Below are 25,434 nucleotides of genomic sequence, written 5' to 3'. Positions count from 1 at the left end.
GCCCATGACCGCGGCGGGCACGCCCCCGGGGGTGCCGACGAGCCGGCGGCGCGGCCGCACGACGCGGCCGGGTGCGGCGGCGCGGCACCGGAGGATCCGGTGAGCGCGCCCGGGGCGGTCATCACGCGCCGCCCCGTCGGCGGCGCCGGCGGCTCCGGGCACCCGGACCCCGGGCGCCCCCGCCTCGGCGGGGCCGCCGCCCAGGTCGCCCTCGGACTCGTCTGCGCGGCCTACACCACCGGCGCCTCCCTCGGCTGGGGATCCCCCCGACTGGCGCTCTTCATGGGCGACTTCGGGCTCAGCGCCGCCGCGTTCACCGCCGCCGTCTCCTGCTTCCTCTACGGCCGCACCCACCGCGGCAGCGCCCGCCCGGCCTGGCTGCTCTTCGCCTTCTCCTCCTTCATGGCGGCCGCGGGGAACGCCGTCTGGGGCTGGTACGAGGTCGTGCTCCGCGCCGAGGTGCCGGACTCCTCCGTCGCGGATCTCTTCTTCTTACTCTTCGCGCCGCCCGCCATCGTGGGCCTCCTCGTCCTCGCCAAGAAGCCCGTCACCCGGGCCGGCTGGGTGTGCCTGGGACTCGACGCCTGGCTCATCGGCGGCTCCCTGCTCACGCTGTCCTGGAGCCTCGCCCTCGCCCGCACCGCGCACTTCGAGGGCGAGTCCGTCGCCCAGGCCGCGCTGTCGCTCGCGTACCCGCTGCTCGACATCGTGCTCGTCAGCATGGTCCTCGTGCTGCACTTCCGGCGCTCGCAGGCCAACCGCTCGGCGACGAACACGGCGATCGCCGCGCTCGCCCTGACCGTGCTGTGCGACGCCCTGTTCACCTCGCCGCTGCTCCGCGAGAACTACGCCTCCGGCCAGCTGCTCGACGCCGGCTGGTTCGCCGGCTCGCTGCTGCTCGCCTACGCGCCCTGGGGAGTGCGCCGTCCACCGGACAGCGCGGCCACCGCGCGCGGCCCCTGGCTCCACAGCCGCCCGGTCGCCGGCTCGCTCGCCGCCCTCACCCCGTACCTCGCCGCCGCGGTCTGCACCCTCGGCATCCTGTACAACGTCGTCGAGGGGCGGCGGATCGACCGCGTCGTCGTCCTCACCGGCTGCACGGTCGTGCTCGCCCTCGTCGTGCGCCAGGGCATCATGCTCCTCGACAACATCGCCCTCACCCACGAACTGGCCCAGAAGGAGAACCACTTCAGGTCGCTCGTACAGGGCTCCAGCGACGTCATCATGATCGCCGCGCCCACCGGGATGCTGCGCTACGTCAGCCCGGCCGCCTCCGGCGTGTACGGACGGGAGGCCGACGAACTCATCGGCTCCGAGCTCGCCTCCCTCATCCACCCCGAGGACCTCGGCGCGGTCGTCCACGAGGTGCGCCGCTTCCTGGCCGTCTCGCCCGCCGAGGAGCCCACCACCCGGATCGAGTGCCGCTTCCGCTCGGGCCGCGGCGACTGGCTCAACGTCGAGTCGACCGTCAACCGGCACCAGGGCGGCCTGATCTTCAACAGCCGCGACGTCACCGAACGCGTCCGCCTCCAGGCCCAGTTGCAGCACAACGCCGAGCACGACCCGCTCACCGACCTGCCCAACCGCGCCCTCTTCACCCGGCGGGTCCGGCAGGCGCTCAGCGGCCGGCGCTCCTCGGACCCCGGCACCGCCGTGCTCTTCATCGACCTCGACGGCTTCAAGGGGGTCAACGACCGCCTCGGCCACCAGGCGGGCGACGACCTGCTCGTCCAGGCCGCCCGCCGCCTCCACGACTCCGTACGGGCCGGGGACACCGCCGCCCGGCTCGGCGGCGACGAGTTCGCCGCGCTCATCCTCGGCGACGGCGGACGCGACCGGGCCGCCCGCCGGAACCAGGTCCAGGAGATCGCCGACCGCCTCCGGCTCACGCTCTCCCAGCCCTACCGCGTGGACGGCGGGAACGAGGTACGGGTCGCCGCCTCCATCGGCGTCGCCTTCGCCGAGCCCGGCATCGAGGCCGGCGACCTGCTGCGCAACGCCGACCTCGCCATGTACCGGGCCAAGGCCGCCGGCAAGGACCGCGTCGAGCTCTACGCCCCGCAGATGCAGGCCGAGGTGGTCCGGCGGACCGAGCTGGCCGCCCGGCTGCGCACCGCCCTCCACGACGGCGAGTTCGCCCTGCTCCACCAGCCGGTCGTCGACCTCTCCACCGGCCGGATCTCCGCCGTCAGCGCCCAGGCCCGCTGGCGCTCCAGCCAGGGCATCCTCTTCACCCCGGCCGAGTACCTCCGGGTCACCGACGACGGCGAGCGCACCGCCGAGCTCGGCCGCTGGCTGCTGGAGGAGGCCGTGGAGCAGGCCGCCGAGCGGGCGGAGATCGGCCACCGTACGCCCGTGTCCATCCGGCTCTCCGCCCGGCGCCTCCTGGACCGCTCGCTGCCGCTCGGCTCGGTCGAGTCACTGCTCACCCGGCACGGGCTGCCGTCCGGCTCGCTGATCGTGGAGCTCGCCGACAGCGACCCCCGGACCTCGCTCGACGAGCTGGAGCAGCGCCTGGTCACCCTGCGTCGGCTCGGCGTGCGGATCGCGCTCGACGGGTTCGGCAGCGGACACATGGCGATCAACGCCCTGCGGAGGCTCCCCGTCGACATACTGAAACTGGACCGCGGGCTCGTCGAAGGCGTCGTCGAGTCGGCCCGGCTCCGCAAGATCACGCGTGGGGTGCTGCGCATCGCCGGTGAGCTCGGCATGCAGACCGTCGCCGAGGGCGTCGACGTCCCGGAGCAGGTCATCGCCCTGCGCGCGATGGGGTGCAGCCACGCCCAGGGCATGGCCTTCTCGGGCCCGCTCGACGAGTACCGGCTGCGCAGGGCCCTCGTACGGGACGAGTACCCGCTGCCCGGAGCGGTGCCCGTGCGTGTCGGGAAACCGTCCCCCGATCCGCTCAAATAATGAGACGCCTGTCCCACCCACTTGACAGTGGTGAGGGCGGAGAGGGAGGGTCAGTGCCATGCGCACCCGAATTCTCGTACTTGGAAAGCGCGTCGGCTGAGGCAGGGCCCCCGTAGGTCCCGCTGAGAACGCACCCGACGCGCTCCCCTCGCTTGCCTCACGGCACGAGGGGTTTTTTGTTGCACTGGCTCACCCCAAAACGACGTAAACCTCGCACAACACCTCGCAAAAACCCTCTGCCTCGAGAAGAGATGCTGATGACCGAGCAGGCCACCGGGCACCATCCGCAGCCGCGGCCCCGTAACGGCGCGCAGCCCGCCACCACCGTCGAGCACGTCACGGGTGCGCAGTCCCTCATCCGTTCTCTCGAGGAAGTGGGCGCCGACACCGTCTTCGGCATCCCCGGCGGCGCGATCCTCCCCGCCTACGACCCGATGATGGACTCGCAGCGGGTGCGTCACATCCTCGTCCGTCACGAGCAGGGGGCGGGCCACGCCGCCACCGGTTACGCCCAGGCCACCGGCAAGGTCGGCGTCTGCATGGCGACTTCGGGCCCCGGCGCGACCAACCTGGTCACCCCGATCGCCGACGCGCACATGGACTCGGTCCCGCTGGTCGCGATCACCGGCCAGGTCGCCTCGAAGGCGATCGGCACGGACGCCTTCCAGGAGGCGGACATCTGCGGCATCACGATGCCGATCACCAAGCACAACTTCCTCGTCACCAAGGCCGAGGACATCCCGCGGACGATCGCCGAGGCCTTCCACATCGCCTCCACCGGCCGCCCGGGCCCGGTCCTGGTCGACATCGCCAAGGACGCCCTGCAGGCGAAGACCACCTTCAGCTGGCCGCCGCAGACCGACCTGCCCGGCTACCGCCCGGTGACCAAGCCGCACGCCAAGCAGATCCGCGAGGCCGCCAAGCTGATCAGCGCCGCCAAGCGGCCCGTCCTGTACGTCGGCGGCGGCGTCATCAAGGCCGGCGCCACCGCCGAGCTGAAGATCCTCGCCGAGCTCACCGGCGCCCCGGTCACCACGACCCTGATGGCGCTCGGCGCGTTCCCCGACAGCCACCCGCTGCACGTCGGCATGCCGGGCATGCACGGCGCGGTCACCGCCGTCACCGCGCTGCAGAAGGCCGACCTGATCGTCGCCCTCGGCGCCCGCTTCGACGACCGCGTCACCGGCAAGCTCGACAGCTTCGCCCCGTACGCCAAGATCGTCCACGCGGACATCGACCCGGCCGAGATCGGCAAGAACCGCGCCGCCGACGTCCCGATCGTCGGTGACGCCCGCGAGGTCATCGCCGACCTGGTCCAGGCCGTCCAGGCCGAGCACAGCGAGGGCAACAAGGGCGACTACACCGCCTGGTGGAGCGACCTGAGCCGCTGGCGCGAGACCTACCCGCTCGGCTACGACCTGCCGGAGGACGGCAGCCTCTCGCCGCAGCAGGTCATCCAGCGCATCGGCCAGCTCGCGCCGGAGGGCACGATCTTCGCCGCGGGTGTCGGCCAGCACCAGATGTGGGCCGCCCACTTCATCGACTACGAGCAGCCGGCCACCTGGCTGAACTCCGGCGGCGCCGGGACGATGGGCTACGCGGTCCCCGCCGCGATGGGCGCCAAGGCCGGCATGCCGGACCGCACGGTCTGGGCGGTCGACGGCGACGGCTGCTTCCAGATGACCAACCAGGAGCTCACCACCTGCGCCCTGAACAACATCCCGATCAAGGTCGCCATCATCAACAACGGCGCCCTGGGCATGGTCCGTCAGTGGCAGACGCTCTTCTACAACCAGCGCTACTCGAACACCGTCCTGCACTCCGGCCCGGACGACGTCCAGGCGAACAAGGGCACCCGCGTCCCCGACTTCGTCAAGCTCTCCGAGGCCATGGGCTGTGTCGCCCTGCGCTGTGAGGACCCGGCCGACCTGGACAAGGTCATCGCCGAGGCCAACGCCATCAACGACCGCCCGGTCGTGATCGACTTCATCGTCCACGAGGACGCCCAGGTCTGGCCGATGGTCGCCGCCGGCACCTCGAACGACGAGGTCATGGCCGCGCGGGGCGTCCGCCCCGACTTCGGCGACGGCGAAGACGACTGAGGCGAAGAGCGAAAAGGAAGAGACCCAGACATGTCCACCAAGCACACGCTCTCCGTTCTCGTCGAGAACACGCCCGGCATCCTCGCCAGGATCGCCGCCCTGTTCTCCCGCCGCGGCTTCAACATCGACTCGCTCGCCGTGGGCGTCACCGAGCACCCCGACATCTCCCGCATCACCATCGTGGTCAATGTCGAGGACCTGCCACTGGAGCAGGTGACCAAGCAGCTCAACAAGCTGGTCAACGTCCTGAAGATCGTCGAACTCGAGCCCAGCGCTGCGATCCAGCGCGAGCTCGTCCTGGTGAAGGTCCGCGCCGACAACGAGACCCGCTCCCAGATCGTCGAGATCGTGCAGCTGTTCCGCGCCAAGACCGTGGACGTCTCGCCCGAGGCGGTCACCATCGAGGCCACCGGTTCGAGTGACAAGCTCGACGCCATGCTCAAGATGCTGGAGCAGTTCGGCGTCAAGGAGCTCGTGCAGTCCGGCACGATCGCCATAGGGCGTGGTTCCCGGTCCATCACGGACCGGTCCCTGCGGGCCCTCGACCGCAGCGCCTGAGAGTCGCCGGAGGTCGACCGCCGGTCCATCCGGCGGTCCGACTGACGAGACCCGAAAACTTTCCTCCCGCTCCCCGCCGTACGGTGGGACGCACCACCAGCACCTCAAGGAGATTCCCAGTGGCCGAGCTGTTCTACGACGACGACGCCGACCTGTCCATCATCCAGGGCCGCAAGGTCGCGGTGATCGGCTACGGCAGCCAGGGCCACGCCCACGCGCTGTCGCTCCGTGACTCCGGTGTCGACGTCCGCGTCGGTCTCCAGGAGGGTTCGAAGTCCAAGGCCAAGGCCGAGGAGCAGGGCCTGCGCGTCGTCTCCGTCGCCGAGGCGGCGGAAGAGGCCGACCTCATCATGATCCTGACCCCGGACCCGATCCAGGCCCAGGTCTACGAGGAGTCCATCAAGGACCACCTGAAGGAGGGCGACGCGCTCTTCTTCGGCCACGGTCTGAACGTCCGCTACGGCTTCATCAAGGTGCCCGAGGGCGTCGACGTCGCCCTGGTCGCCCCGAAGGGCCCGGGCCACCTGGTCCGTCGTCAGTACGAGGAGGGCCGCGGCGTTCCGTGCATCGCGGCCGTCGAGCAGGACGCGACGGGCAACGCCTTCGCGCTGGCGCTCTCGTACGCCAAGGGCATCGGCGGCACCCGCGCCGGCGTCATCAAGACGACCTTCACCGAGGAGACCGAGACCGACCTGTTCGGTGAGCAGGCCGTCCTCTGCGGTGGCACCGCGGCGCTGGTCAAGGCGGGCTTCGAGACCCTGACCGAGGCCGGCTACCAGCCGGAGATCGCGTACTTCGAGTGCCTCCACGAGCTGAAGCTCATCGTCGACCTCATGTACGAGGGCGGCCTGGAGAAGATGCGCTGGTCGGTCTCCGAGACCGCCGAGTGGGGCGACTACGTCACCGGCCCGCGGATCATCACCGACGCCACCAAGGCCGAGATGAAGAAGGTCCTCGCGGAGATCCAGGACGGCACCTTCGCCAAGGAGTGGATGGCCGAGTACCACGGCGGTCTGAAGAAGTACAACGAGTACAAGACCCAGGACGAGAACCACCTCCTGGAGACCACCGGCAAGGAGCTGCGCAAGCTCATGAGCTGGGTGAACGACGAGGAGGCGTAAGCCTTCGGGCGAGGGGCCGGACGGTGTGTCCGGCCCCTCGCCACATCGTTGGACACCCCGTCCAACCACGGACGGGTGATCCTTCCAACGAGGCGCATGAACGGCGCCGACGCACCACTACACTGCTCAACAACATACGCGTCAGGCCCACAGCGTCGTGCGCTTTCACGCGGCAAGCCCCCTCCACCGCCTGCGGCCGTCGGGACGGCCGTCCGCACTGGACCTGTGAGGACTCACGTGAGCTCGAAACCTGTCGTACTCATCGCTGAAGAGCTGTCGCCCGCCACCGTCGACGCGCTGGGCCCGGACTTCGAGATCCGGCACTGCAACGGCGCCGACCGCGCCGAGCTGATCCCCGCCATCGCCGACGTGGACGCGATCCTGGTCCGCTCCGCGACCAAGGTCGACGCCGAGGCCCTCGCCGCCGCGAACAAGCTCCGGGTCGTCGCCCGTGCCGGTGTCGGTCTGGACAACGTCGACGTCTCCGCCGCCACCAAGGCCGGCGTGATGGTCGTGAACGCCCCGACCTCGAACATCGTCACCGCCGCCGAGCTCGCGTGCGGTCTGCTCGTCGCCACCGCGCGCAACATCCCGCAGGCCAACACCGCGCTGAAGAACGGCGAGTGGAAGCGCAACAAGTACACCGGCGTCGAGCTGAGCGAGAAGACCCTCGGCGTCGTCGGCCTCGGCCGCATCGGCGTCCTGGTCGCCCAGCGCATGTCCGCCTTCGGCATGAAGATCGTCGCGTACGACCCCTACGTGCAGCCGGCCCGCGCCGCCCAGATGGGCGTGAAGCTGCTGGCCCTGGACGAGCTGCTCGAGGTCGCCGACTTCATCACCGTCCACCTGCCCAAGACGCCGGAGACCATCGGTCTCATCGGTGACGAGGCGCTGCACAAGGTCAAGCCCTCCGTCCGCATCGTCAACGCCGCGCGCGGCGGGATCGTGGACGAGACGGCGCTGTACTCGGCGCTCAAGGAGGGCCGGGTCGCCGGCGCGGGCCTCGACGTGTACGCGAAGGAGCCCTGCACGGACTCCCCGCTCTTCGAGCTCGACCAGGTCGTCTGTACCCCGCACCTCGGCGCCTCCACGGACGAGGCCCAGGAGAAGGCCGGTATCGCGGTCGCCAAGTCGGTGCGCCTGGCGCTCGCGGGCGAGCTGGTCCCGGACGCGGTCAACGTCCAGGGCGGTGTCATCGCGGAGGACGTGAAGCCGGGTCTGCCGCTCGCGGAGAAGCTCGGCCGGATCTTCACCGCCCTCGCGGGCGAGGTCGCGGCCCGTCTCGACGTCGAGGTCTACGGCGAGATCACCCAGCACGACGTGAAGGTGCTCGAACTCTCGGCGCTCAAGGGCGTGTTCGAGGACGTGGTCGACGAGACCGTGTCGTACGTCAACGCCCCGCTGTTCGCGCAGGAGCGCGGTGTCGAGGTCCGTCTGACGACGAGCTCCGAGTCGCCCGACCACCGCAACGTGGTCACCGTGCGCGGCACGCTCTCGAGCGGCGAGGAGGTCGCGGTCTCCGGCACGCTGGCCGGCCCGAAGCACCTCCAGAAGATCGTCGCGGTCGGCGACTACGACGTGGACGTGGCGCTCGCCGACCACATGGTCGTGCTGCGGTACGAGGACCGTCCGGGTGTCGTCGGCACGGTGGGCCGGATCCTCGGCGAGGCCGGTCTGAACATCGCGGGCATGCAGGTGGCGCGCGCGGAGGAGGGCGGCGAGGCGCTCGTCGTCCTCACCGTGGACGACACGGTGCCGGCCACCGTGCTCGCGGAGATCGCGGAGGAGATCGGCGCGGCCTCGGCCCGCTCGGTCAACCTGATCTGACGCACCCCGCTCGCCCGTACCCGGTCTCTAGACGCTCGTCTTACACAAGTGTCTAGAGGCCGGGTACAGTGCTGTCATGGGACACAAGGAAGACCTGCTCGAAGGCGCCAAGCGCTGCCTCCTGGAGAAGGGGTACAGGCGCACCACGGCGCGCGACATCGTCGCCGCCTCGGGCACCAACCTCGCCTCCATCGGCTACCACTACGGCTCCAAGGACGCCCTGCTCCAGCAGGCCTTCCTGGCGCTCACCGAGGAGTGGGGGGACCGGGCCGGCGCGGCCGGGGCCGAGGGCGAGAAGACGCTGCCGGCCGACCCGTACGAACGATTCCACGCCGTCTGGGAGCAGGTCGTCGCGGCCGCCGGGGCGAGCCGTCCGGTCTGGAAGCTGCAGACCGAGGTCGTCACACGCATCGACGACGACGAGAAGCTCCGTGAGGCCATCAAGGAGCCGCAGCGCGAGGGCCGCCTCGGCATGGCCCAGGGCTTCCTCGGCATCGACCCGGAGAAGGACCCCGAGAAGGCCCGGGTGGCGGGGCTGCTCTGCCAGGCGCTGGCGACCGGGGTCATGATCCAGTGGATGGTCGACCCGGACACGGCGCCGAGCGCCGACGACCTCACCGCGGGACTCAGGGTCCTGATGGAGGGTCAGTAGGGGCGAAGGCCGCCGGGGGCGGCGCTCAGCGCCACGGGATGTTGCGCCAGGGGCTGCCCCCGTACTCCGTCAGGGCGCGGTGGGCGGCCACGTTCCCCTCGTGGAAGCAGCCGTACTCCTCCCCGTCGAAGCGCAGCACCCGCCCCAGCGCGTACCCCGCCGAGTACTCCTCCCAGGACCCGTACGCCGAGCGGGCCAGGGCTCCCGCGTGGACGATCGCCTGCTCGGCCTCGGGGGGTGCGCAGAACCGGGCCGACAGGCCCCAGCGGGCCAGGTTCACCGCGCGGCCGTAGTCGTACGCGACCGTCTTCCGCACGCGCCCGTCCGGCGGCAGCAGCCCCTCGGCCCGGAACCGGGCCTCGTAGCGCAGGATGCGGCGCACCAGCTCCTCGACGTGCCGCACCGCCGCGGGGCCCGCGCCCAGGTCCTGGGCGTGCCCGGCGGCCGTCTCCCGCCAGTCGTCGGCGGCCGGCACCGCGCCCCGCCCGATCCTGAGCTCCTCGCGGACCCGGAGGGCGAAGTCCGGCTCCGGCGGACTGTTGCGCCCGTCGAGGAGAGCGTCCAGCTCCTCGCGCCAGCCGGCCCGGTCCGTGATGTCCCAGGAGTCGCGGAGCGTCTCCAGTTCCTCGGTGTACCCCCGGTAGACGGAACCCACGTCGTTCCACGGGACGCCGTTGCCGAAGGCCAGATGGGCGCCGCAGGCCAGACCGAAGGCGAGCGGGCCGTGCAGGGGCCCGTGGCGCAGGGCGGCGAACCGGTCTCCCGAGCCGTGCTCGCGCTCGCCGTACGCGCGCAGCCACCCCGCGCGGTGCTCGGGCGTGGCGGGCAGCAGCAGCTCGCCGGGGGTGCCGCCGTTGACGGCGAGGAGCACCCGGGGGTCGCGCCAGGTGCACTCGGCGGCCCACCGGAGCGTGATCCGGTGGAACACCCAGTCCGGCTGCCAGGGCGGCAGCGTCCCCCGGGTGAGGACGGGCCGGACGACGAGCCCCTTCGCCACCTGCTGGGCGCGCCAGTAGATCGCGTCGGGTTCGGCGTCCACCTGCGCCCTGGGGGCGCCGATGAAGAGTTCGGCCCCGGCGAGGACACGGATCTGTTCCCTGAAGTCGCCGCGCAGCGCCGCCTCGTGCAGCAGCTGCTCGGTCTCGGAGGGCGGGATCCAGGGGGTGCCGTGGGGCTGGGGGCGGTGGGGGTTCATGACCACGGGATGTTCCGGTAGGGGCTGGAGGGGTCCTGGGTGAGGACGCGGTGGAGGGTCAGGGACTCCTGGTACATCGGCTCGGGCTCGCCCTCGTCGAAGTGGATCAGCCGGGCGAGCAGATAGCCCAGTGAGAACGCCTCCCAGGAGCCGTACATCCGCCGGGCGGCTTCGAGGACCCGCAGCACGGAGTCCTGCGCCTCCGCGGGGTCGCAGTACCGCGCGCCGAGCGCGAGCCGTGCGACGTTCACGGCGCGGCCGTGGTCGAAGGCGGCGAGGGTGTCGACGCGGCCGCCCGGCGGGAGCAGCCCGTCGGCGCGGAACCGTTCCTCGAAGTGCGTGATCCGGCGCAGGAACTCCGCGGCCTCGGCCCGGTCCTCGCCGTACGGGTCGTCCCGCTCGAAGGCGGCCGTGACCTCCTTCGCCCACTGCCCGTCGGTGGGCGCGGTGCCGAGCCGGGCGGCGAGGCGGCGCCGGATCCCCAGCACGGTCTCGGGGACCCGGCCCACGAGCCGGGTGGCGATCAGCGTCCGCAGCTTGTCCCGGAAGTCCGCCCGGTGGTGGACGGCCCAGGGCCGGCGCAGCCGGGCGATGTCGGTGGGGTAGTCCTCGTAGTGGGCGCCGAGCGCGTTCCACACCAGGCCGTTGAGGACGGCGAGGTGCGCGCCGAGCGCGAGGGCGTGCGCGACCGGTCCGTGCAGGTGCTCGCCGGCATGGGTGAGCAGCCGCAGCCGGGCGGGTCCGCCGCCCCGCTCGGCCGCCTCCTGCCAGGCCCGCCGGTCGGCGGGCCTGGCGGGCACGGTCGCCGCGAAGGGGGTGTCCGGGTTGACGGCGAGCCACCACCGGTCGTTCGGCCAGGCCGAGGCGAGCCGGTCGAGGGTGGTCTGCCGGAACACCCATTCCGCGTGCCACGGCGGCAGCATGCCCTCGGTCAGGACCGGTACGACGGTGCGCCGGGCGGACGTGTCGCGCCGGCTGGGGAGGGGCCTGGCGAAGTCGGGCACGTCCGCGTGCAGCCGTGCGACGAGCACGTGGAGGCGCGTCCGTCCGAGGGCGTCCAGGACGGCCGCCCGGTCCCCGCGCGCCCCGGCCTCGTACAGCAGCTGCTCGGTGTGCGTCGGCGGTGCCCAACTCCCCGTGGTCATGGGGCGATCCTATAAACCGGCCCGGAGGGGCTGTCGTTCAGAGCCGGGCGGACTTCAGGGACATGTGGAGCAGGAGGCGGTCCTCGCCGTCGTCCAGGTCCAGGCCCGTGAGCTGTTCGACCCGGGACAGCCGGTAGTAGAGCGTCTGCCGGTGGATGCCCAGGGCCGCCGCCGTACGGCCCGCCTGGCCCGCGTTGTCGAGGAACACTTCGGCGGTGCGGGCCAGTTCGGCGTGGGCGGGGGCGAGCAGCGGGGCGACGACGGGGTCGATCTCGGGGTGGTAGAGCGCGGCGAGCAGCCGGTACGGGCCGATCCCGGCCCACTCCGCGACGGGGCCGAGCTTCGGCTGGGCCGTGGCGGCGCGGGCGGCCGTGTTGGCTTCGCGCCAGGCCGCCGGGAGCTCCGTGAGGCCCCGGCGGGGGCTCGCGATGCCGGCCGGGGCGGCGGCGCGCAGCCGGTCGGCGGCCGTGTGGGCGGGGGAGAGGTCCTCGGCCGTGCGCAGCCGTACGAGGACGGCGAGGGACTCCCCGGACTCGCCCTCGGGGAGCACGGCGACCGCCGCCGCGCCGGGGACCGACCGGATCGAGGGGGCCTCGCCCTGCCAGGGGGTCACGCAGGCGACGGTGTGCAGACCGTCCGCGCTGGGGCCCAGGGCCACCCGGAGCGCCGCGACGGCCATGTCGCTCTGCCAGCCGCGTCCGGCGGTCAGGACGGCGGCGAACTCGCGCGAGAGGTCGGCGTCGGCGCGCTCCTCGTCGGCGAGGAGGCCGCCGATCCGGGTGGCGACGTCCATCGCGGCCGTGAGCTGGGCGGGCGTGGGGCCGGGCTCGGCGTCCAGCAGCCAGACGTACCCGAGGACGACGCCCCGATGGCGTACGGGCAGGCAGAGCCGGTCGCGGAACACCCCGGCGTCCGGGGCGGCCGGGATGCGGACGGGGCCCGTCGCCCGGGTGATGCCGAAGCCCTCGAACCAGGCGCGGACGGCCGGGGTCGACTTCCGGGTCAGGATCGACCGCGTCCGGACGGGGTCCATCGCGGTGTCGTCGTCGCTGTCGTGGGCGCCGAAGGCGATCAGCCCGAAGTCGCGGTTCTCCAGCGTCGCCGGGGCGCCGAGCAGCGCGGAGATCTCGTCCACCAGTTCTTGGTAATCGCCCTTCACAGCGCCATTCTCGCACCCCCTCAGACATCTGTATGAGATGCCGCGCACGGATGCGTGACAGCTGTAGATGGCGGACGATCGGAGCGATCCATAGGTTTCACGGTGGTTCTTCGTGCTGTTCCCGGATTCTTACGAAAGATCGGGTACGGCACCCTTCGTCACCCTGTCCTTCTGGAGGTCCCCGTGCTGGGTCCCGTGATCCTCGCCGCGTCGCGCAGCGACAAGATGCGCCGTCTCGTTTCGGCCGCCCCCGGGACCAAGCAGGTCGTCGCCCGCTTCATCGCCGGCGAGACGGTCGACGACGTCGTCCCGATCGTCTCCGAGCTGAGCGCCCGCGGCCTGGAGGTCACCCTCGACGTCGTCGGTGAGGACATCACCACCGTCGAGCAGTCGTACGCCGCCCGGGACGCCTACCTGGAGCTCATCGGCCGCCTCAAGGAGCTGGGCCTCGGCGCCCGCGCCGAGATGTCCGTGAAGCTGTCGATGTTCGGCCAGTCCCTGGAGAACGGCCACGAGCTGGCCCTCGCGAACGTCCGCCCGGTCGTCGCGGCCGCCGCCGAGATCGGCACGACCGTCACCCTGGACGCCGAGGACCACACCACCCTCGACTCGATGTTCGCCATCCACGAGGAGCTGCGGAAGGACTTCCCGCAGACCGGCTGCGTCATCCAGGCCTACCTGTTCCGCACCGAGGACGACGCCCGCCGCCTCGCCGCGAACGGCTCCCGCGTCCGGATCGTGAAGGGCGCCTACAAGGAGCCCGCCGAGGTCGCCATCCAGGACAAGCCCGAGATCGACAAGGCGTACGTCCGGATCATGAAGATCCTGATGGACGGCGAGGGCTACCCGATGATCGGCTCGCACGACCCGCGCCTGATCTCCATCGGCCAGGAGCTGGCCCGCCGCGCCGGGCGCAAGCTGGACGAGTACGAGTTCCAGATGCTGTACGGCATCCGCAGCGAGGAGCAGACCCGCCTCGCCGCCGAGGGCCACCGCATGCGTGTCTACACCGCGTACGGCACCGACTGGTACGGCTACTTCATGCGCCGCCTCGCGGAGAAGCCGGCCAACCTCCTCTTCTTCGTCCGCTCCATCCTCACCAAGGGCTGAGCCCACCTCTCACAAGGAGTATCGAGACTCATGGACGCTGTCACCCAGGTCCCCGCTCCGGTCAACGAGCCGGTGCACAGCTACGCCCCCGGTTCCCCGGAGCGCGCCCGCCTCGAGGTCAAGCTCAAGGAGCTGGCCGAGAACCCGCGCGAGCTGCCGATGACCATCGGCGGCGTGAAGCGCCTCGGCGGCGGCGAGGAGTTCAAGGTCGTCCAGCCGCACAACCACAAGGCCGTCATCGGCACCTTCCGCGGCGCCACCGAGCAGGACGCCCAGGACGCCATCGACGCCGCCCTGGCCGCGGCTCCGGCCTGGCGCGCGATGTCCTTCGACGACCGCGCCGCGATCATCCTGCGCGCCGCCGAGCTGCTCGCCGGCCCGTGGCGCGAGACGCTGGCCGCGTCCACCATGCTCGGCCAGTCCAAGACCGCCCAGCAGGCCGAGATCGACACCCCGTGCGAGCTCGTCGACTTCTGGCGCTTCAACGTGGCGTACGCCCGCCAGATCCTCGCCGAGCAGCCGCCGGCGAACTCCCCGGGCGTGTGGAACCGTCTGGACCACCGCCCGCTGGAGGGCTTCGTCTACGCGATCACGCCGTTCAACTTCACGGCCATCGCGGGCAACCTGCCCACCGCCCCCGCCCTCATGGGCAACGTGGTGGTCTGGAAGCCGTCCCCGACGCAGACCCACTCCGCCGTGCTCCTCATGGAGCTCCTGGAGGAGGCCGGCCTGCCGAAGGGCGTCATCAACCTGGTGACCGGCGACGGCATCGCCGTCTCCGAGGTGGCCCTGAACCACCGCGACCTGGCCGGCATCCACTTCACCGGCTCGACCAAGACCTTCCAGCACCTGTGGAAGACGGTCGGCAACAACATCGAGAAGTACCGCTCGTACCCGCGGATCGTCGGCGAGACCGGCGGCAAGGACTTCGTCGTCGCCCACCCCAGCGCCGACCGCGCCATCCTGAAGACCGCGCTGACCCGCGGCTCCTTCGAGTTCCAGGGCCAGAAGTGCTCCGCGTCCTCGCGCGCCTACATCCCGGCGTCCATCTGGAACGACGGCTTCGCGGAGGAGTTCGCCGCCGAGGTCGACGGCATCACCATGGGTGACGTCACCGACCTGTCGAACTTCATCGGCGCCGTCATCGACGAGCGCTCGTTCGCCAAGAACAAGGCGGCGATCGACCGTGCCGCGGCCGACCCGAGCTGCACGATCATCGCCGGTGGCAGCTACGACGACTCGGTGGGCTACTTCGTCCGCCCGACCGTCATCGCCTGCACCGACCCGGAGAACGAGGTCTTCAAGGCCGAGTACTTCGGCCCGATCCTCGCGATCCACGTCTACGAGGACGAGAACTACGACGCGATGCTGACCCAGATGGAGTCGGTCTCGGACTACGCCCTCACCGGCTCGGTCATCTCCGGTGACCGCGCGGCCGCCGCGTACACGATGGAGAAGCTGCGCTTCGCCGCGGGCAACTTCTACATCAACGACAAGTCGACCGGCGCCGTCGTCGGCCAGCAGCCCTTCGGCGGCGGCCGCGCCTCCGGCACCAACGACAAGGCCGGTGCCCCGCAGAACCTGATGCGCTGGACGCTGACCCGCGCCATCAAGGAGACGCTGGTCCCGCCGACCGAGTACGGCTACCCGCACATGGGCTGACGCCCGCCCGCCTCGTAGAGGCCCCTGATCACCGCCCCCCTCCTCGGTCCCCCAACTGAGGACGGGGGCGGTTCTCATGCGGTGGGCTTACGCTGCTGGGAGGGGGCTCGGTGAGGAGGCACGACATGCCCGGTTCGACGACCATCGGCCCCGGACACGGGGTCGACGCGATCGAGCACATCGACGCGCTGCGGATGCTGTCCCTGATGAAGGAGCTGTACCGGCTGCTGACCGTGCCGGGCCCCGACCGGCTCACGGACGCACAGATCGCGACCCTGCTCGAGAGCGACGGCCGCCATCGTGAGGGCTTCACCGACTGGGTGGAGCGGATGGCCCGCGACCTGGAGAAGGCTACGGCCTGACGAGGACGCGCCGCGCGAGGAAGTCGCCGATCAGCTCCGCGATCCGCGGCGCGTGGGTCTCCAGGGCGAAGTGGCCCGTGGGCAGGAGGTGGATCTCGGCGTCCGGGAGGTCGCGGCGGAAGGCCTCGGCGCCCGCCGGGACGAAGACCTGGTCGCCCTCGCCCCAGACCGCGAGGAGCGGGACCCGGCTGGTGCGGAAGTACTCCTGGAAGGCCGGGTAGAGGGCGAAGTTGGAGCCGTAGTCGGCGATCAGGCCCAGCTGGATCTCGTCCTGGCCCGCGCGGGCCATCAGGGCGGCGTCGTGGTGCCAGGCGTCCGGGCTGAGCAGGTCCCGGTACTCGGCGGGGACGCCCGTCTCGTACTGCCAGCGGATCCCGTCGAGGGAGCGGATCGCGCGGACCGGCTCCTCCGTCTCCGGGGTGCGCTTCTCGATCAGGGCGAGGACGGGGGCCCAGGCCTCGGCGCCGAGGCCCTCCTCGTACGCGTTGCCGTTCTGGCTGATGATCGCGGTGATCCGCTCCGGGTGGGCCAGGGCGAGGCGCAGGCCGATGGGGGAGCCGTAGTCCTGGATGTAGAGCGCGAACCGGTCGAGGCCGAGGGCCTCGGTGAACTCGGCGGTGAGCGCGGCCAGTCCGGCGAAGGTGTAGTCGAATTCGGCGGCGTCGGGGGCCGCGCTGCGGCCGAAGCCCAGGTGGTCGGGGGCGATCAGGCGGTAGGAGCCGGCGAGCCGCGGGATCAGGTCGCGGAACATGTGCGAGCTGGTGGGGAAGCCGTGCAGCAGGAGCAGCACGGGGGCGTCGGCCGGGCCGGCCTCGCGGTAGGCGATCTCGTGGCCCCGGACGGTGACGGTGCGGTGGTGGGTCGGCAGCACGGACATCGGTCTAACCCCTTAAGGCGCCTTGACTAGTTATGAGGGAACTCAATCAGGGTCGGATTAACCTGTCAATGGGTTATGAGGGGTTAGGGTGAGGGGATGACCGTGAGAATCGCGCCCACCCACGAACTCGGTGCCGCCCGGCTCCGCGCCGTACGCGAGATGCTCGACACCGCCTTCGAGGGCGACTTCTCCGACGACGACTGGGACCACACCCTCGGCGGGGTCCACGCCTGGATCGAGGACGAGCGGGGCATCGTCGCCCACGGCGCCGTCGTGCTGCGCAGGCCGCTCCACCGGGGCCGCTCGCACCGCATCGGATACGTCGAAGGGGTGGCCGTCCGGGAGGACCTCCGGCGGCAGGGGCTCGGCGGCGCCGTGATGGACGGCCTGGAGCGGGTCATCGACGGGGCGTACGCCTTCGGGGCGCTCAGCGCCTCCGACGAGGGGGCGGCGCTCTACCGGGCACGCGGCTGGCGGATCTGGGAGGGGCGCCTCGAAGCGCTCGGACCCGAGGGGATCGTCCACCTCGCCGAGGACGAGGGCTCCGTGTTCCTGCGCCCCGCGGACGGCCTGCCCCTGCCGGACCCCGCCGCCCCGCTCGTCTTCGACTGGCGGGACGGCGACGTGATGTGAGGGAGGGTCAGGAGGACACCGAGCGGTCCTGGTCCACCCGCCCCTTGGCCGTCTCCAGGTGGGAGGTGAACAGGGCGGAGAACATCGAGGTCAGGGCGATGGTGATCGCGAGGCCGCCCATGCCGAGCGTCCCGATGAAGCACGCCGCCGTCGCGCCGCCGACCACGACGGCCCACACCGCGAGCGCCAGCTTGCCGCGGCGGCTCAGGAACAGCCGGCGGTGCGGGGCGGCCGGCCGGGCCCCCAGGGCGCCCGCCGGGCCTGCCGTCGCCGCGCGCGGCCGCTTGAAGTAGCCGTACACCAGCCACTCGCCGCACAGCTCCCAGCCCTCGGGCTCCAGCTCGGCCAGGACCTTGGTGCGGCGCCGGGCGCCGATGATCTCGCGGCGGTACTCCCAGCGGAGTGCCGCCGTCGCGGAGCGGCGGCAGACGAACCGGCCGAGGGGGTCCAGCGACTCCACCTCCCAGCCCTGGTCGCCGTGGACGGCCAGCATCCGGCGGTCGTTGAAGAGGTCGGCGGTCCAGGTCCACGACTCGGCGCGCCCGTCCGGCTCGCCGGGCGTGGGCGCGAGGCCCCCGAGCTGCGCGGCGAACGCGGCGGCGGGGCCGAACTCCTCCTCCGGGGCCGTCCCCGTCTCCGCGAGGTGGGCCCGCAGGTCCTCGACGGTCGCGGCGATCTGCTCGTCCGGCACGTGGGCGGCGCGCAGCGAACCGGAGAGCTCGGCGAAGTAGGCGTCGGTGGTCATGGTGTCGTTCCCCCTGGGCTGAGCATGGTCTGTACGGCGCGGTGGAAGGCCAGCCACGCCCCGCTCTCGGCGGTGAGGCGCTCGCGGCCGAGAGCCGTGAGCCGGTAGTAGCGCCGTCCCGGGCCGCGCTCGGCGGCGCGGAACTCCGCCTCCACCAGGCCGGCCTCCTCCAGGCGGTTCAGGACGGGGTAGAGCGTCCCGCCCTTGATCTCGCCGAGTCCCGCCTCGGCGAGTGCCTTGGCGATCTCGTACCCGTAGCTCTCCCCGTCGGTCAGGCGGGAGAGGACGAGCAGGTCGAGGACTCCCTTGAGCCAGCTGGATCTGCGGTCTGCGGCCATGGATGCATCTCACCACTACCTAGGTAGGAATGCAACCTAGGTAGTGAGGAGGAGGTCAGGCGCGGGATGGCCGTGATGCCGGAACTGTCCCTGATCGGAGCACCGCCCTCGGTCGGGATCGCCGATCTCGGACCGGCCCGCCCGACCCGGTCCGTGGGCCATGTCGCCACCCCTGAGCTGGCACGATCCCTCACCGTGCGGTCACTCATCCGTGAGCCGGGGATCCGGGAGGGTGAGGTGCCGTCTCAGATAGTAGGAAGTCCGAGTAATTGTGGAGACAGATGAGGAGGCCTGCCCTAGCTTTGTAGGAGCCGAACGTCTCGCTTCATCAAGCGAATGGCGGTCGAGAGCGCGACGCCCTGCGCAGGCAACCCCTGCGGCGGCGCTCCCCGCCCCTTCCGGCGCCTTCGATCACAAGCTGATCTCCGCACATCCGGATCACCAATGATCTCAAGGAGTCGATCCCTCATGGCCGCTCAGACCGCCCGCCGCGTCCGCCACTCCGCCAACCGTCCCAGCGACGAGGCCCGCCAGAACGCCGCCGCCGCCCTCCAGCGCGCCCTCGACCGCCGTGACAACGGCGGCTCCACCGGCCACTGACGCCTGGTCCGACACCGTCCCCCCGGCATGGCGCTTCGTCCACATGGCGGACGGAACGTGTCAGACGATGGGACGAAGAGTAGGGTGCCGACATGTCTCACAGCATCAATCTCGCAGTCATTCCCGGCGACGGCATCGGCCAGGAGGTCGTGGCCCAGGGCCTCAAGATCCTCGCGGCCGTCCTTCCCCAGGACGTGAAGCTGGAGACCGAGGAGTACGACTTCGGCGCCAAGCGCTACCACGCCACCGGTGAGACCCTCACCGACGCCGACCTCGACTCGCTCAAGAAGCACGACGCCATCCTGCTCGGCGCCATCGGCGACCCGTCGGTGCCGTCCGGCGTCCTGGAGCGCGGCTTCCTGCTGAAGCTCCGCTTCGCCTTCGACCACCACGTGAACCTGCGTCCCTCGAAGCTGCTCCCCGGCGTCGCCACCCCGCTCGCCGGGCAGCCCGAGATCGACTTCGTCGTGGTCCGCGAGGGCACCGAGGGTCCGTACACGGGCAACGGCGGCACCATCCGCAAGGGCACCGAGCACGAGGTCGCCACCGAGGTCTCGGTCAACACCGCCTTCGGTGTCGAGCGCGTGGTCCGGGACGCCTTCGCCCGCGCCCAGGCCCGCCCGCGCAAGAAGCTGACGCTGGTCCACAAGAACAACGTGCTGACCTTCGCCGGCCACCTCTGGACGAACATCTTCAACAAGGTCGCGGCCGAGTTCCCCGAGGTCACCACCGACTACCTGCACGTCGACGCCGCGACGATCTTCCTCGTCACCGACCCGGCCCGCTTCGACGTGATCGTCACCGACAACCTCTTCGGCGACATCATCACCGACCTCGCCGCGGCCGTCTCCGGCGGCATCGGCGTCGCCGCCTCCGGAAACATCAACCCGAGCGGCGAGTTCCCGTCCATGTTCGAGCCGGTCCACGGCTCCGCTCCGGACATCGCGGGCCAGGGCAAGGCCGACCCCACGGCCACCGTCCTCTCCGTCGCCCTCCTCCTCCGCCACCTCGGCTACGAGGCCGAGGCCGCCCGGGTCGAGGAGGCCGTCGCCGCCGACCTCACCGAGCGCGGGGACAGCGTCCGCACGACGGACGAGATCGGCGACGCGCTCGCCGCGCGAGTAGCGAGCTGACCCGCGCCGACTGACATCAGACAGCAGCCGCCGGGTCGCACCAGCGCCCGGCGGCTGTCCCATGCGCGGCCGCGGGGCGCTCCCCCCGAATCACGGACCGCGCTCACCCGTTTTCCGCACCGGCCCCCACGGGCGATAATCGAACGTGGGGCCGCGGCATACGGGCATGCCCGGACGCCGCCTCGTCAGGGACAGCCGTCCCCGACGGCGGAGTGCGCGCGCGGTCCTACCCACACAACCGGTGAAGGACACGCACTCATGACGACGCCCACGATCGAGCTCAAGCCCTCCTCCAGCCCGCTGTCCGCCGCGGAGCGCGAGGCGATCCTGGCCAACCCGGGATTCGGCCGCCACTTCACCGACCACATGGTCACCATCCGGTGGACCGAGGGCCGCGGCTGGCACGACGCCCAGCTCGTGCCGTACGGTCCTCTCTCCCTGGACCCGGCCACGAACGTCCTGCACTACGCGCAGGAGATCTTCGAGGGCCTGAAGGCCTACCGCCGCCCCGACGGTTCCGTCGCCACCTTCCGCCCGGACGCCAACGCCCGCCGGTTCCAGGCCTCCGCCCGCCGGCTCGGCATGCCCGAGCTTCCGGTCGAGACCTTCGTCGAGGCCTGCGACGTGCTCGTCCGGCACGACGAGGCCTGGGTTCCGGCGCACGGCGGCGAGGACTCGCTCTACCTGCGTCCGTTCATGATCGCCACCGAGGTCGGCCTGGGCGTCCGCCCGGCCAACGAGTACCTCTTCGTCGTCATCGCCTCGCCGGCCGGCCCGTACTTCCCCGGCGGCGTGAAGCCGGTCTCGATCTGGGCCTCCGAGGACCGCGTCCGCGCCGTCCCCGGCGGTGTGGGCGACGCCAAGACCGGCGGCAACTACGCGGCCTCCCTGCTCGCGCAGGCCGAGGCGGCGGCCAAGGGCTGCGACCAGGTCTGCTACCTCGACGCGGTCGAGCACAAGTGGGTCGAGGAACTCGGCGGCATGAACCTGTACTTCGTGTACGGAGACAAGATCGTCACCCCGACCCTCACCGGTTCGCTCCTCGCCGGCATCACCCGCGACTCGCTCCTCAAGGTCGCGAAGGACCTCGGCTACGAGTCCGAGGAGGCCCGCGTCTCCATCGACCAGTGGCAGGCCGACACCGAGAACGGCACCCTCACCGAGGTCTTCGCCTGCGGCACCGCCGCCGTCATCACCCCGGTCGGCACGGTCAAGTCCGCCCGGGGCGAGTGGCAGCAGTCGGGCGGCGAGCCCGGCGAGGTCACGATGAAGCTGCGCGAGGCGCTGCTCGCGATCCAGACCGGCAAGTCCGAGGACGTCCACGGCTGGATGCACCAGCTCGGCAACTAGGACCTACTCCGTCGCCGCCAGGGCTTCCGGGGCCGTCGTCACGGTCTCGGGAGCCCTGTTCGGCGTCAGGACGGCGTACAGCACGCCGCCCGCGATCCCCGAGAAGACGAAGCTGCAGTCGATCCCGCCCGTGAGGGCGAGCAGCGGCCCCTCGTAGAGCGGCGTCGACACCGCGGCCAGGCCGATCGCCGCGCCGATCGCCCAGGAGACGGTGGCGCGCGGGTGCCAGCCCGCCGAGTACCAGTAGATCCCGCCGCGCGAGCGGTTGTTGAAGACCTGGAGCGCCTCCGGGTCGTACCGCCCGCCGCAGCGCGCGTGCCCGATGAGGGTGATCACCGCCCACGGGGTGCCGATCGCGGTGAGCAGCAGCACGAACGAGGTCATCGCCGTCTGGGCGTCCGAGGCGAAGTGGCCGAGGAAGACGAAGGCCGTCGCCACCGCCGCGACCACGAGGGTGGCACGCGCACGCGTGGCCTTCGGCAGGATCGCGTCGAGGTCGAGCCCCATCGAGTACAGCATCAGCCCGGCGTTGCCGACGGAGCCGGCGGTGGCCGCGACGAGCAGGGGCACGAGGTACCAGGCCGGGGAAGCGTCGACGAGCGGCCCCGCGTAGTCCAGGCCGCCGCGCGCCGCCAGGGCGGTGAACGTGCCGAAGAGCTGCGGGACGAGCAGGCCCACGGTCAGGCCCAGACAGGTGGCCCGCCACACGGTCCGCGCGCTGTACCGCTCGGGGGAGACGTACCGGGTGTAGTCGCCGAGGAGGGTGATGAAGGCGACCGGTCCGCTGAGCCCCGCCGCGACGGCCGCGAGCAGCCAGGTCGGCCAGAAGGAGCCGAGCAGATACGGGGTGTCCGGCACCGCCGCCGTCGTGAAGTCCCCGGCGTAGGCGGCCAGGCCGACGGCGAGGAGCACCGTCATGCCGACGGCGAGCGCCTTGCTCAGCCGGAGCAGCAGCCGGTAGCCGTACACCGCGCCCACCACGGTGCAGGCGGCCAGGACCGCGTAGACGGCGGCGTGCGCCGCGCCGCCGGTCGGCAGGCCGATCAGGCGGGCGAGCGTGCCCACCATCACGTCGCCGCCGATCCAGAGGGTCAGCGCGGTGTAGCCGAGCGAGAGCAGCAGGCCGACCACGGAGCCGACGAGCCGGCCCCGGACGCCGAAGAAGGCGCCGGAGGAGGTGGAGAGGTTGGTCGCGGTGCGGAGGGACACGAGCGCGAGCGGGGCGGTGACCGCGACTCCGACGAGGGTGCCGGTGACGACGGAGGTCACCGAGGCCCAGAAACCGAGGCCGAAGGAGACCGGCAGCCAGCCGAAGACGATCACCCCCAGACAGAGGTTGGATCCGAGCAGGATCGAGACGAGGTCGCGGGGGCCGCTGGTGCGTTCGGCCTCGGGGATGGTGTCGACGCCACGCTGTTCGATCGGCATGTGGACTCCCTGCGGGGGCGGACGGGACAGTTTTAGAGCGGCGCTCAATGTGACCTACGCCTGTCGGTGACGTCAATGCTTGGAAGAGTCCGTCTCAACATTTAGAGTGTCGCTCAAACGTGTCGCCCATGGCAGGAGGTGTGTGGGGCGTGCGACTGACTCCCACGGAACGCGACCGGCTGCTCCTCTTCGGTGCCGCCGAACTCGCCCGGGCCCGCAGGGCCCGGGGCCTGCGGCTCAACGTGCCCGAGGCGACCGCGCTCGTCGCGGACACCGTCTGCGAGGCGGCCCGCGACGGCAAGCGACTCGCCGAGGCGATCGAGGCGGCCCGCTCCGTCCTCGGCCCCGACGACGTCCTGCCCGGTGTCGCGGACGTGGTCACCGAGGTCCACGTCGAGGCCGTCTTCGACGACGGCTCGCGGCTCGCCGTCGTCACCGACCCGATCGGCGGAGGACGCCTGGGCGCCGCGGCGCCGGGCGCGCTGCTGCCCGGCCCCGGACACCCGGAGACCGAGCCGGCGCTCACCCTCCTCGTACGGAACACGGCGACGGTCCCCGTCAGCGTGACCTCCCACTTCCACTTCTTCGAGGCCAACCCGCGCCTCGACTTCGACCGGTCCGCCGCCTACGGCATGCGGCTCGCCATCCCCGCCGGAGCCTCCTTCCGCTTCGACCCGGGCGGCCGGGCCGAGGTCGGGCTCGTCCCGATCGGCGGCGCCCGCGTCGCCATCGGCTTCGCGGGACTGGTCGACGGCCCGCTGGACGCGCCCGGTGCCAAGGAGGAGGCCCTGCGCAGGGCGCGGGCGTGCGGTTACCTGGGAATCGAGGACGAGTGATGGACCCGTACGAGTACGCATCCGTGCACGGCCCCCGCGCCGGGGACCGTGTCGTCCTGGGCGATTCCGGACTCGTCGTCCGCGTCGAGTCGGACTCCCAGAAGCCCGGCGACGAGTTCCTGGCCGGTTTCGGCAAGACCGCCCGCGACGGCCTCCACCTCAAGGCCGCGGCCGTCCGGGAGACCTGCGACGTCGTGATCAGCAACGTCCTGGTGATCGACGCCGTGCAGGGCATCCGCAAGGTGTCCGTCGGCATCCGCGAGGGCCGGATCCACGCCATCGGGCGGGCCGGAAACCCCGACACCCTCGACGGCGTCGACGTCGTCGTCGGCACCGGCACCACCATCGTCTCCGGCGAGGGGCTCATCGCCACGGCCGGAGCCGTCGACACCCACGTCCACCTCCTGTCGCCACGGATCATGGAGGCCTCGCTCGCGAGCGGCGTCACCACGGTCATCGGCCAGGAGTTCGGCCCCGTCTGGGGCGTCGGCGTCAACTCGCCCTGGGCCCTCGGGCACGCCTTCAACGCCTTCGACGCCTGGCCGGTCAACATCGGCTTCCTGGCCCGCGGCTCGTCCTCCGACCCGGCGCCACTGGTGGAGGCCCTCGCCGAGGGCGGGGCGTCCGGCTTCAAGGTCCACGAGGACATGGGCGCCCACACCCGGGCCCTCGACACGGCCCTGCGAGTCGCCGAGGAGCACGACGTCCAGGTCGCCCTGCACTCGGACGGCCTGAACGAGTGCCTCTCGGTCGAGGACACCCTGAAGGTGCTCGAAGGCCGTACGATCCACGCCTTCCACATCGAGGGCTGCGGCGGCGGTCACGTCCCCAACGTCCTGAAGATGGCGGGCGTGCCGAACGTCATCGGCTCCTCCACCAACCCCACCCTGCCCTTCGGCCGCGACGCGGTCGCCGAGCACTACGGGATGATCGTCTCCGTCCACGACCTGAAGACCGACCTCCCCGGCGACGCCGCCATGGCCCGCGACCGGATCAGGGCCGGAACGATGGGCGCGGAGGACGTCCTGCACGACCTCGGCGCGATCGGGATCACCTCGTCCGACGCGCAGGGGATGGGAAGGGCCGGCGAGACCGTACGCCGGACCTTCGCCATGGCCGGGAAGATGAAGGCCGAGCGCGGACCCATGGAGGGCGACGGCGCGCACGACGACAACGCGCGCGTGCTCCGCTACATGGCCAAGCTCACCGTCAACCCGGCGATCGCCCACGGCCTCGCCCACGAGATCGGCTCGATCGAAGTCGGGAAGATGGCCGACATCGTGCTCTGGCGGCCGGAGTTCTTCGGCGCCAAGCCGCAGATGGTCATCAAGAACGGCTTCCCCGCGTGGGGGGTCGTGGGCGATCCGAACGCCGCCACCGACACCTGCGAACCGCTCGTCCTCGGGCCGCTGTTCGGGGCCCACGGAGCGACCCCGGCCGACCTCTCCGTCGCCTTCGTCGCCCGGGCCGCCGTCGACCTCGGCTCCGACGCCCTGCCGACCCGGCGCCGCCGGGTCGCGGTGCGCGGCACCCGCGGCATCGGCCCCGCCGACCTGAGGCTCAACTCCCGTGTCGGCGACGTGCAGGTCGACGACCGCACGGGCCTCGTCTCGCTCGACGGCTCCCCGATCCGCTCCGAAGCGGCCGAGTCCGTCTCCCTCAACCGCCTCTACTTCCTCTAGGACCTG

21 protein-coding genes and 1 pseudogene are annotated in these 25,434 nt (G+C 71.6%); 15 read left to right on the top strand and 7 right to left on the bottom strand.

Annotation, left to right across the window (positions count from 1 at the left end):
- The first annotated feature begins 99 nt into the window (after positions 1 to 99).
- The 6 genes and pseudogenes from IE237_RS00170 (at position 100) to IE237_RS00145 (ending at position 9,173) form a co-directional block, all read left to right on the top strand.
- Positions 100 to 2,938, top strand: a pseudogene (locus IE237_RS00170) (putative bifunctional diguanylate cyclase/phosphodiesterase).
- A gap of 226 nt (positions 2,939 to 3,164) precedes the next feature.
- Complete coding sequence (locus IE237_RS00165; RefSeq protein ID WP_189799718.1) at positions 3,165 to 5,015, top strand: acetolactate synthase large subunit; 1,851 nt, start codon at positions 3,165 to 3,167, stop codon at positions 5,013 to 5,015.
- 30 nt (positions 5,016 to 5,045) lie between these two features.
- Positions 5,046 to 5,573, top strand: a complete 528-nt coding sequence (gene ilvN, locus IE237_RS00160) for an acetolactate synthase small subunit (protein ID WP_024756291.1) — start codon at positions 5,046 to 5,048, stop codon at positions 5,571 to 5,573.
- Between the two features lie 119 nt (positions 5,574 to 5,692).
- A complete protein-coding gene (gene ilvC / locus IE237_RS00155; RefSeq protein ID WP_189799717.1) occupies positions 5,693 to 6,694 on the top strand; it encodes a ketol-acid reductoisomerase in 1,002 nt (333 codons plus the stop codon).
- 237 nt (positions 6,695 to 6,931) lie between these two features.
- Complete coding sequence (serA, locus tag IE237_RS00150; RefSeq protein WP_189799716.1) at positions 6,932 to 8,521, top strand: phosphoglycerate dehydrogenase; 1,590 nt, start codon at positions 6,932 to 6,934, stop codon at positions 8,519 to 8,521.
- A 76-nt stretch (positions 8,522 to 8,597) separates the two neighbouring features.
- Positions 8,598 to 9,173 (top strand): TetR/AcrR family transcriptional regulator, encoded by a 576-nt coding sequence (locus IE237_RS00145; protein WP_189799715.1) that lies wholly within the window; start codon positions 8,598 to 8,600, stop codon positions 9,171 to 9,173.
- Positions 9,174 to 9,198: 25 nt separating this feature from the next.
- On the opposite strand, the gene IE237_RS00140 is transcribed toward IE237_RS00145, so the two are convergent.
- The 3 genes from IE237_RS00140 to IE237_RS00130 are packed head-to-tail and all read right to left on the bottom strand — an operon-like array spanning position 9,199 to position 12,672.
- Positions 9,199 to 10,368, bottom strand: a complete 1,170-nt coding sequence (locus tag IE237_RS00140; RefSeq protein ID WP_189799714.1) for a DUF1266 domain-containing protein — start codon at positions 10,366 to 10,368, stop codon at positions 9,199 to 9,201.
- Positions 10,365 to 11,513, bottom strand: coding sequence for a DUF1266 domain-containing protein (locus IE237_RS00135; RefSeq protein ID WP_189799713.1), 1,149 nt, complete (start codon positions 11,511 to 11,513; stop codon positions 10,365 to 10,367). Before IE237_RS00135 ends, IE237_RS00140 begins: the two co-directional genes overlap by 4 nt.
- Positions 11,514 to 11,550: 37 nt before the next feature.
- Positions 11,551 to 12,672 carry a PucR family transcriptional regulator gene (locus IE237_RS00130; RefSeq protein ID WP_189799712.1) on the bottom strand — a complete coding sequence of 374 codons (1,122 nt, stop codon included), beginning with the start codon at positions 12,670 to 12,672 and terminating at the stop codon, positions 11,551 to 11,553.
- Positions 12,673 to 12,855: 183 nt separating this feature from the next.
- Between IE237_RS00130 and IE237_RS00125 the strand changes: the two genes are divergently transcribed.
- From IE237_RS00125 to IE237_RS00115, 3 genes are all read left to right on the top strand, one after another.
- A complete protein-coding gene (locus IE237_RS00125; protein WP_189799711.1) occupies positions 12,856 to 13,782 on the top strand; it encodes a proline dehydrogenase family protein in 927 nt (308 codons plus the stop codon).
- 30 nt (positions 13,783 to 13,812) lie between these two features.
- Positions 13,813 to 15,444: an L-glutamate gamma-semialdehyde dehydrogenase gene (gene pruA, locus IE237_RS00120; RefSeq protein ID WP_189799710.1), complete on the top strand. Its 1,632-nt coding sequence runs from the start codon at positions 13,813 to 13,815 to the stop codon at positions 15,442 to 15,444.
- A 125-nt stretch (positions 15,445 to 15,569) separates the two neighbouring features.
- The gene (locus IE237_RS00115; protein WP_189799709.1) at positions 15,570 to 15,806 is read left to right on the top strand and encodes a hypothetical protein; all 237 of its coding nucleotides are present in this window, start codon (positions 15,570 to 15,572) and stop codon (positions 15,804 to 15,806) included.
- Here IE237_RS00115 and IE237_RS00110 read toward each other — a convergent pair.
- A complete protein-coding gene (locus tag IE237_RS00110) occupies positions 15,796 to 16,683 on the bottom strand; it encodes an alpha/beta fold hydrolase (RefSeq protein WP_189799708.1) in 888 nt (295 codons plus the stop codon). The two genes, IE237_RS00115 and IE237_RS00110, sit on opposite strands and share 11 nt — an antisense overlap.
- A gap of 96 nt (positions 16,684 to 16,779) precedes the next feature.
- Here IE237_RS00110 and IE237_RS00105 point away from each other — a divergent pair, with 96 nt between their 5' ends.
- Entirely contained in the window at positions 16,780 to 17,316 is a 537-nt protein-coding gene (locus tag IE237_RS00105) for a GNAT family N-acetyltransferase (protein WP_189799707.1), read from the top strand.
- A 7-nt stretch (positions 17,317 to 17,323) separates the two neighbouring features.
- On the opposite strand, the gene IE237_RS00100 is transcribed toward IE237_RS00105, so the two are convergent.
- The gene (locus tag IE237_RS00100) at positions 17,324 to 18,061 is read right to left on the bottom strand and encodes a hypothetical protein (protein WP_189799706.1); all 738 of its coding nucleotides are present in this window, start codon (positions 18,059 to 18,061) and stop codon (positions 17,324 to 17,326) included.
- The gene (locus tag IE237_RS00095; RefSeq protein ID WP_189799705.1) at positions 18,058 to 18,399 is read right to left on the bottom strand and encodes a PadR family transcriptional regulator; all 342 of its coding nucleotides are present in this window, start codon (positions 18,397 to 18,399) and stop codon (positions 18,058 to 18,060) included. Before IE237_RS00095 ends, IE237_RS00100 begins: the two co-directional genes overlap by 4 nt.
- A 468-nt stretch (positions 18,400 to 18,867) precedes the next feature.
- Here IE237_RS00095 and IE237_RS41265 point away from each other — a divergent pair, with 468 nt between their 5' ends.
- The 3 genes from IE237_RS41265 to IE237_RS00085 all read left to right on the top strand — a co-directional run bounded on the left by IE237_RS41265 (position 18,868) and on the right by IE237_RS00085 (position 21,482).
- On the top strand, positions 18,868 to 18,999 hold the full coding sequence (locus IE237_RS41265; protein ID WP_256341282.1) for a hypothetical protein: 132 nt from the start codon (positions 18,868 to 18,870) through the stop codon (positions 18,997 to 18,999).
- Positions 19,000 to 19,091: 92 nt separating this feature from the next.
- The gene (locus tag IE237_RS00090) at positions 19,092 to 20,132 is read left to right on the top strand and encodes a 3-isopropylmalate dehydrogenase (RefSeq protein ID WP_189799704.1); all 1,041 of its coding nucleotides are present in this window, start codon (positions 19,092 to 19,094) and stop codon (positions 20,130 to 20,132) included.
- A gap of 258 nt (positions 20,133 to 20,390) precedes the next feature.
- Positions 20,391 to 21,482, top strand: coding sequence for a branched-chain amino acid aminotransferase (locus IE237_RS00085; RefSeq protein ID WP_189799703.1), 1,092 nt, complete (start codon positions 20,391 to 20,393; stop codon positions 21,480 to 21,482).
- Positions 21,483 to 21,485: 3 nt separating this feature from the next.
- On the opposite strand, the gene IE237_RS00080 is transcribed toward IE237_RS00085, so the two are convergent.
- A complete protein-coding gene (locus IE237_RS00080) occupies positions 21,486 to 22,910 on the bottom strand; it encodes a cytosine permease (RefSeq protein WP_189799702.1) in 1,425 nt (474 codons plus the stop codon).
- 149 nt (positions 22,911 to 23,059) lie between these two features.
- Here IE237_RS00080 and ureA point away from each other — a divergent pair, with 149 nt between their 5' ends.
- Together ureA and IE237_RS00070 are read left to right on the top strand one after the other, a co-directional pair.
- Complete coding sequence (gene ureA / locus IE237_RS00075) at positions 23,060 to 23,746, top strand: urease subunit gamma (protein WP_189799701.1); 687 nt, start codon at positions 23,060 to 23,062, stop codon at positions 23,744 to 23,746.
- Positions 23,746 to 25,428, top strand: coding sequence for an urease subunit alpha (locus tag IE237_RS00070; RefSeq protein WP_189799700.1), 1,683 nt, complete (start codon positions 23,746 to 23,748; stop codon positions 25,426 to 25,428). The genes ureA and IE237_RS00070 overlap by 1 nt, the downstream gene beginning before the upstream one ends.
- The last annotated feature ends 6 nt before the right edge of the window (positions 25,429 to 25,434 follow it).

Source organism: Streptomyces tanashiensis (genome assembly GCF_014648895.1).
In the GTDB taxonomy this organism is placed as follows: domain Bacteria; phylum Actinomycetota; class Actinomycetes; order Streptomycetales; family Streptomycetaceae; genus Streptomyces; species Streptomyces tanashiensis.
This window is presented reverse-complemented; position numbering and strand designations above follow the sequence as displayed.

What these genes read in the sequence shown, in the direction of transcription:
- IE237_RS00165 (WP_189799718.1), top strand. Translation starts at nt 3,165, where the DNA reads ATGCTGATGACCGAGCAGGCCACCGGGCACCATCCGCAGCCGCGGCCC.
- ilvN (WP_024756291.1), top strand. Translation starts at nt 5,046, where the DNA reads ATGTCCACCAAGCACACGCTCTCCGTTCTCGTCGAGAACACGCCCGGC.
- IE237_RS00145 (WP_189799715.1), top strand. Translation starts at nt 8,598, where the DNA reads ATGGGACACAAGGAAGACCTGCTCGAAGGCGCCAAGCGCTGCCTCCTG.
- IE237_RS00140 (WP_189799714.1), bottom strand. Translation starts at nt 10,368, where the DNA reads ATGAACCCCCACCGCCCCCAGCCCCACGGCACCCCCTGGATCCCGCCC.
- IE237_RS00135 (WP_189799713.1), bottom strand. Translation starts at nt 11,513, where the DNA reads ATGACCACGGGGAGTTGGGCACCGCCGACGCACACCGAGCAGCTGCTG.
- pruA (WP_189799710.1), top strand. Translation starts at nt 13,813, where the DNA reads ATGGACGCTGTCACCCAGGTCCCCGCTCCGGTCAACGAGCCGGTGCAC.
- IE237_RS00115 (WP_189799709.1), top strand. Translation starts at nt 15,570, where the DNA reads ATGCCCGGTTCGACGACCATCGGCCCCGGACACGGGGTCGACGCGATC.
- IE237_RS00110 (WP_189799708.1), bottom strand. Translation starts at nt 16,683, where the DNA reads ATGTCCGTGCTGCCGACCCACCACCGCACCGTCACCGTCCGGGGCCAC.
- IE237_RS00105 (WP_189799707.1), top strand. Translation starts at nt 16,780, where the DNA reads ATGACCGTGAGAATCGCGCCCACCCACGAACTCGGTGCCGCCCGGCTC.
- IE237_RS00100 (WP_189799706.1), bottom strand. Translation starts at nt 18,061, where the DNA reads ATGACCACCGACGCCTACTTCGCCGAGCTCTCCGGTTCGCTGCGCGCC.
- IE237_RS00095 (WP_189799705.1), bottom strand. Translation starts at nt 18,399, where the DNA reads ATGGCCGCAGACCGCAGATCCAGCTGGCTCAAGGGAGTCCTCGACCTG.
- IE237_RS41265 (WP_256341282.1), top strand. Translation starts at nt 18,868, where the DNA reads ATGGCCGCTCAGACCGCCCGCCGCGTCCGCCACTCCGCCAACCGTCCC.
- IE237_RS00090 (WP_189799704.1), top strand. Translation starts at nt 19,092, where the DNA reads ATGTCTCACAGCATCAATCTCGCAGTCATTCCCGGCGACGGCATCGGC.
- IE237_RS00085 (WP_189799703.1), top strand. Translation starts at nt 20,391, where the DNA reads ATGACGACGCCCACGATCGAGCTCAAGCCCTCCTCCAGCCCGCTGTCC.
- IE237_RS00080 (WP_189799702.1), bottom strand. Translation starts at nt 22,910, where the DNA reads ATGCCGATCGAACAGCGTGGCGTCGACACCATCCCCGAGGCCGAACGC.
- IE237_RS00070 (WP_189799700.1), top strand. Translation starts at nt 23,746, where the DNA reads ATGGACCCGTACGAGTACGCATCCGTGCACGGCCCCCGCGCCGGGGAC.